A 6,352-nucleotide genomic window follows, 5' to 3' on the forward strand; every position below is an offset into this window, starting at 1 on the left:
GCGTAGATAGCGTTGGCTCATCCGTATTAAACCACAACACCGCAATGATGGGTGTGCTCATCAAATTAGGCTTTCAGGTGGTAAAGCAGACTAAAGATCACACATACTTTTACAAGAAGTTGGATTAGCGTCAGGAGCAGGAGCTTCTCCTTTGCGGCGACCTTGCAAACGTGTATGGCGCACCAAGCGTAGGACCCTCTGCTATGGTTTAATAGACTGGATGATTTTCTCGTCCACGCACGCCGACCTTCCTTCAAAAGGAACCCTGACTGCTGAGGAGCGCGCAAACCACCATGTCCCGTAATACCTTCTTGTCCTATTCTCCTCCTTGTATCGGCGAAGAGGAGATTGCAGAGGTCGTCGCCACCTTGCGCAGTGACTGGATTACCACCGGTCCGAAGACCAAAGCCTTCGAGCAAGCGTGGGGTAGCTATGTAGGCGCGCCTGGCAGCATGTCGGTCATGCTCAACTCCTGTACCGCGGGCCTTCATGTGGCCATGGTTGCACTGGATATCGGCCCTGGGGACGAGGTGATCGTTCCAAGCCTGACCTTTGCGGCGACCGCCAACGTCGTCGAGCATGTCGGCGCCAGACCCGTACTCGTCGACATCTTGCCGGACACGCTCTGCATCGACCCTGAGGCGGTGCGCGCGGCGATCACGCCGAGGACCAAGGGAATTATTCCCGTGCACTACGCCGGTCACCCCGCCGAACTCGACGAAATCTTTGCTATCGCCGAAGAGTTCGGCCTCCAAGTGCTCGAGGACGCCGCTCACGCGGTGCCGACGTGGTATCGGGGGGTGATGGTAGGAAGCCGCGACAGCTTCGCCTCCTTCAGCTTCTACGCCACCAAAAACCTCACCACCGCTGAGGGGGGAGCCTTGACAGGACACCTGGAGCTCCTGGAAAGGGCTCGAGTCATCGGCCAGCACGGCATGTCCAAGGACAGTTGGAAGCGCTTCGACAGGAGTGGCTCGTGGCAGTACGACATCGTCATGCCCGGCTTCAAGTACAACATGACCGACATCCAGGCTTCTTTGGGCATGCACCAGTTGCGCCGACTCGAGGGCTTTCACAAGCGGCGGCGCGAGATTGTCCGGCGCTACCACGACGCTTTCGGCAAGGTGGACGCGCTGCAGATTCCTACCGAACGGGACTATGCCGTGAGCAGTTGGCATCTCTACGTTTTGCGCGTTCATCCCAAAGAACTGAGCATCAACCGCGACCGTTTCATCGAGGAGCTCAAGGCGCGCAACATCGGCACCAGCGTGCATTACAGACCCCTACACATGATGTCCTTTTACGTCCAGAAGTATGGCTACAAACCCTCGGATTTTCCCGTCACCCATGACGCCTTTGAGCGCGCGATTTCTCTGCCCTTACATCCTCGCCTCGCTGATAAGGACGTAGAGGACGTGATCGAAGCGGTCCTTGATGTCGTGCAGGTATATCAGCGTGACAAAGCGCGTTTTTGACCTCGCTTGTTCGGGCCTTGGCCTGATCGTCTTGGCGCCCATCATGCTTGTGGTTGCCGGGCTGATTTGCCTGGACTCGCCCGGCCCTATCTTCTTTCAGCAGGAACGGATCGGCTTAAGGGGAAGGTCGTTTAAGATCTTCAAGTTCAGAACGATGCGCGTGGACGCAGACAAGCTCGGCGGGCAGTTGACGGTGGGCCGCGACCCGCGCATCACTCGAGTGGGGCGATTTTTGCGAAAGTCGAAGCTCGACGAGCTTCCTCAGCTTTTCAACGTCTGGCAAGGTGAGATGTCGCTGGTAGGACCGCGACCCGAGGTGCCGAAGTACGTCGCGCTCTATACCTGGGAGCAGCGCCGGGTCCTGGAGGTCAGGCCCGGGATCACCGACCTCGCCTCGATCGAGTTTCGCGACGAAAACGACCTTTTGGAGCATCAGGCCGACCCGGAGGCTTTCTATATTCGGGAGATCATGCCGCGCAAGTTGGCGCTCAACCTCGGTTACCTAGCACAACAAGGTCTCGCCTTCGACCTTCTCGTCATTCTAAAAACCATCTGGCGCGTCCTTTTTCCGGCACAGCAGAAGACCATGGTGAAGGAACGTCAGTCCCTGTGAACACAACTCCCCTCCCAACCAGACGCTCGAGCCGCTCGACAAGGCACCAGGACACCATGCATTAGACTGGGCCCATGACCGACACCTCAGACGCCACGGTAGACGCCACGGTACCAAAACCCAGCGTGTCCGACTCCAATGTGTCCGACTGGGTCAGCACCGTGGACACCGTCTTTCCCCACCACGCCAACCCGCTCGGCACGCTCTTCGGCGGGCGCGTCCTGGAGCTGATGGACGTCAATGCCTCGGTCGCCTGCTCGCGCTTTTGCCGCCTGCCGGCCGTGACTGCTTCGACCGAGGCGGTGGACTTTCACAACCCCATCTTCGTCGGCGAGATCGTCGAGTTGCGCAGCCGGGTGGCCTGGACGGGGCGCACCAGCATGATCGTGCGCTGCGAGGTCTACGGCGAGAACCCGCTCACCGGCGAGCGGCGCCTCTGCACCATCGGCCACATGAACTTCGTCGCCATAGGTCCGGGCGGCAGGCCCACGCCCGTGCCCGGACTCCGCGTGGAGAGCGAGCTCGAGCGGGAGCACTGGAACGCCGCCAGCAAGGTGCGCGAGGCCATCGACCTGCGGCGCAAGGCTTGATGGCGTGGATAAGACTGGGTCATGAGCAGACGCGATGACCTCATCACCCAGGATGCCCGCGGGCGCAGCCGGCTACCCTAGGGAGGAATTCATGACCAGGATCAGATATACGCAAAGCAGCGACGCCGCCTACATCAGCCTCAGGCAAGGCGAGTATTCGCAGAGCATTCCCATCACGGACGAGCTTCTTCTGGATATCGACATCCAAGGCTATGTCTTGGGGCTCGAGATTCTGCACGCCGGCACCTTTTTCAGCGACTTGCAGCGCGGTTTTGGGGGCACGCTGGAACTCCCCGAGCGTGTCGATCCGGATGCCTTCGACCCCGCCTCGCTCTTCGTCAGCCATGCCTGATCCGCGGCCCAGGACAAGCGGCCCAGGACCCGGGGGTCGACGAAGGGTAAAGGCTCAATGAGAACGCCGTCACGCCGGTGTGTCACAATGGCTGGAGATTCGGAGGCCTAGATGTCCCCAGCCAAGACGTCCCCAGAAACCGCCCTCATCCAGGACGAAGCCCTAGCCAAGCGGGCCGTCAACGCCATTCGCGCGCTCACCATCGACGCCACCCAGGAGGCCGGTGAGGGCCACCCCGGCATGCCGATGGGCGCCGCGCCCATGGCCTACGTGCTGTGGCAGCACTTCCTCAAGCACGACCCCAGGGAGCCGAAGTGGCTCAACCGCGACCGCTTCGTGCAGTCCGCGGGCCACGGCTCGATGTTGCTCTACAGCCTCCTGCACCTGACGGGCTACGGGGACATGACCATGGAGGAGCTTAAGGGTTACCGGCAGTGGGGCTCGAAGACCCCCGGCCACCCCGAGGTCCACTACGCGCCCGGCATCGAGACGACCACGGGGCCGCTCGGCCAGGGACTCGCCAACGCCGTGGGCATGGCGCTGGCCGAGGCGCACCTGGCGGCGAGCTACAACAAGCCGGAGTTTGAGATTTTCGACCGCTACACCTTCGTCATCGCCTCGGACGGCGACCTGATGGAGGGCGTGTCTTCGGAGGCCTCGTCCCTGGCGGGGCACCTGGGTCTGGGCAAGCTCGTCGTGCTCTACGACGACAACAGCATCACCATCGACGGCTCGACCGAGATCGCCTTTACCGAGGACACCGTAAAGCGCTACGAGGCCTACGGCTGGCATACTCAGCGCGTCGCCGACGGCAACGACCTCACCGCCCTGCACGCCGCCCTGGGCGAGGCGGTCAGGCATACCAGCCGGCCCAGCCTGATCGCGGTGCGGACCATCATCGGCTACGGCGCGCCCAACAAGCAGGGCACCGCCAAGATCCACGGCTCGGCGATGGGCGACGAGGAGGCGAGGCTCGCCAAGGAGACCCTGGGCGTCGACTGGCCCAAGTTCACGGTGCCGGACGACGCTCTGGCCCACTACCGCGAGGCGCTCGAAAGGGGCGGGCAGGCAAGGGAAGCGTGGCAGGAAACGTTCGACCGCTACAAGCGCGAGCACCCCGACTTGGCGCGGCAGCTCGAGCGCGCCAACGCGGGCGAGCTGCCCGAGGGTCTGGAGGGGGACCTGCCCAGCTTCGACAAGAGCAAGAGGCTCGCCACCCGCCAGGCCTCGGGCGAGATGCTCAACCACCTCTCGAGCCGCGTACCCGAGCTGATCGGCGGCTCGGCCGACTTAGCGGGCTCGAACAACACCACCATGGAGGGCGTTCCTTTCATCAAAAACGGTGACTACCGGGGGCGCAACATCCACTTCGGCGTGCGCGAGCACGCGATGGCCGCGATGATGAACGGCGTGGCCCTGACCGGCGGCCTCCGGCCCTACGGCGGCACCTTCCTGATCTTCTCGGACTATCTGCGGCCGAGCCTGCGCCTCGCCGCGCTGATGGAGCTGCCCGTCGTCTACGTCTTGACCCACGACTCGATCGGCTTGGGCGGCGACGGCCCCACCCACCAGCCCGTCGAGCAGCTCATGTCGCTCAGGATGGTCCCCAACCTCGTGGTCATCCGCCCGGCGGACGCGAGCGAGACCGCCCAGGCCTGGCTCGAGGCGCTCAGACACCGGGACGGCCCCACCGCGCTGGCGCTGTCGCGTCAGGGCCTGCCCGTCCTGGACGTTCCGGGCGGCAGCGTCGCCAGGGGCGCCTACGTGCTGGCCGACGCGGACGGCGAGCCGGAGCTCATCCTCATCGGCACCGGCTCGGAGGTCTCCTTGTGCCTGGAGGCCCAGGAGGTCTTGGCCGGCGAGGGCGTCAGGACGCGCGTGGTCAGCATGCCGAGCTGGGAGCTGTTCGAGCGTCAGGACGAGGGCTACCGCGAGACCGTCCTGCCTAGCGCGGTGCGGGCAAGGGTCGCGGTGGAGGCGGGCGTGCCGGTCGGTTGGGAGCGCTATACCGGCCACGGCGGCGCCGTCGTCGGCCTCACGCGCTTCGGCGCCTCGGCGCCGGGCGACGAGGTCATGGACAAGCTCGGCTTCAACGTGGACAACATAGTCGCGACCGCCAGGGGCGTCTTGGGGCGCTAGCAGCGCAGCTAGCGCCCTTGAGGCAGGGGCCCGAAGCCTGGAAGGACCGTGCAGACGAGCGGGCCCGGCGTGTTTGGTCGCAGCACGATGATTGGCGCCTTCTCATGCCCGGCTCGGTATGATAGCGCGAGACTGCGGCGGAACGCCCGTATGTCGTAAGCCTGTAGTAATAAGCCTGTAGTAATAAGACTCAAGAAGTAAGACTGTAGTGGGAGGAGATGCATGCTTCGTTATCTTCGCAATCTGACTCTAGTTCTCACCCTGGTTTCGACTCTGGTTCTCAGCTTCGGCCTGCTCGGCACCGGCCTGGCTCAGACGCCCGCTCAGGGCCTGAGCGGCGCCCTGCCGGCCGACAGCGTCCTGGTCCTGGGCGTGCAGGACCTTGCCACCATCTGGGACGACCTGGGCGACTTTCGCGGCGAGTTCGAGCGCCTGGGTGTGGGCGAGGCGCTGATCAGCCTCTTTGGCGACGAGACTATGGACGAGCTCGAGCTGGAGGGCGAGTTGGACTTTCTCGAGCTGCTCGGTCAGGACGCCTGGCTGAGCCTGTCGGCCTCGTCCTTCAGCCCGCTGCCCGCCGTGACCGCGCTCGCCCGCCCGGACGCGGGCGCCATGGTCACCGTGGCTCGGCTCGTCGGCGAGCAGAGCGCTCGCGACGGCGCCAGCCCCATGAGCGAGGGCGACTACAGCTTCTTCGTGATGGACTTGGACGACCCCGACTCCCCCTTCCAGGTTCTGGCCTATGGTCAAGCCGGCGACGTCGTCTACCTGAGCACCAATCCCGACACCCTGCGCGGCGTCCTGCGCCGCCTGGGCGGCGCCGCCGAGCCCGGCCTCGGCGGCAGCCCCGCTTATGAGGCCAGCCTCGGCGGCCTGGAGGCGGGCAACCTCTACGGCTACCTCGACTACGCCGCGCTGGCTGCGCTCGCCCGGCCCCTGGCCACGGGCATGGGCTTCGACCGCGCCGTGAACCGGCTCGGGCAGGCGCTCGATACCCTGGGGGTGAGCGCGGGGGTCGTCCGGTTCGGCGAGGACGGCCTCGAGACCGAGAGCATTCAGCGCGTCGACCCGCAGGGCGGCGACAGCCGCCTGCTGGCGCTCCTCAGCGAGGGCGGCACGGCCCCGGACGCCACGTCGCTGGCGCCGGCCGACGCCCTCTCCTACTCGAGCAGCGCCACCCATC

6 protein-coding genes are annotated in these 6,352 nt (G+C 64.6%); all 6 read left to right on the forward strand.

The window, feature by feature from the left end; translation table 11 throughout:
* Nucleotides 1–293 precede the first annotated feature (293 nt).
* A complete protein-coding gene (locus tag M3498_11580) occupies nucleotides 294–1,475 on the forward strand; it encodes a DegT/DnrJ/EryC1/StrS aminotransferase family protein (protein ID MDQ3459925.1) in 1,182 nt (393 codons plus the stop codon).
* A complete protein-coding gene (locus M3498_11585) occupies nucleotides 1,435–2,088 on the forward strand; it encodes a sugar transferase (protein MDQ3459926.1) in 654 nt (217 codons plus the stop codon). Before M3498_11580 ends, M3498_11585 begins: the two co-directional genes overlap by 41 nt.
* A gap of 74 nt (nucleotides 2,089–2,162) precedes the next feature.
* Nucleotides 2,163–2,678, forward strand: coding sequence for an acyl-CoA thioesterase (locus M3498_11590; GenBank protein ID MDQ3459927.1), 516 nt, complete (start codon nucleotides 2,163–2,165; stop codon nucleotides 2,676–2,678).
* A gap of 91 nt (nucleotides 2,679–2,769) precedes the next feature.
* Nucleotides 2,770–3,030 carry a DUF2283 domain-containing protein gene (locus M3498_11595; GenBank protein MDQ3459928.1) on the forward strand — a complete coding sequence of 87 codons (261 nt, stop codon included), beginning with the start codon at nucleotides 2,770–2,772 and terminating at the stop codon, nucleotides 3,028–3,030.
* Nucleotides 3,031–3,141: 111 nt separating this feature from the next.
* Nucleotides 3,142–5,169 carry a transketolase gene (gene tkt / locus M3498_11600; GenBank protein ID MDQ3459929.1) on the forward strand — a complete coding sequence of 676 codons (2,028 nt, stop codon included), beginning with the start codon at nucleotides 3,142–3,144 and terminating at the stop codon, nucleotides 5,167–5,169.
* A 222-nt stretch (nucleotides 5,170–5,391) separates the two neighbouring features.
* The coding region (locus M3498_11605) for a hypothetical protein (protein ID MDQ3459930.1) at nucleotides 5,392–6,352 on the forward strand (961 nt) is incomplete at its 3' end.

This window comes from Deinococcota bacterium (assembly GCA_030858465.1).
In the GTDB taxonomy this organism is placed as follows: Bacteria; Deinococcota; Deinococci; order Deinococcales; family Trueperaceae; genus JALZLY01.

Bases quoted from the DNA above. Each gene is read 5' to 3' on its own strand.
- M3498_11580 (MDQ3459925.1), top strand. From the start codon at position 294: ATGTCCCGTAATACCTTCTTGTCCTATTCTCCTCCTTGTATCGGCGAA.
- M3498_11585 (MDQ3459926.1), top strand. From the start codon at position 1,435: ATGTCGTGCAGGTATATCAGCGTGACAAAGCGCGTTTTTGACCTCGCT.
- M3498_11590 (MDQ3459927.1), top strand. From the start codon at position 2,163: ATGACCGACACCTCAGACGCCACGGTAGACGCCACGGTACCAAAACCC.
- M3498_11595 (MDQ3459928.1), top strand. From the start codon at position 2,770: ATGACCAGGATCAGATATACGCAAAGCAGCGACGCCGCCTACATCAGC.
- tkt (MDQ3459929.1), top strand. From the start codon at position 3,142: ATGTCCCCAGCCAAGACGTCCCCAGAAACCGCCCTCATCCAGGACGAA.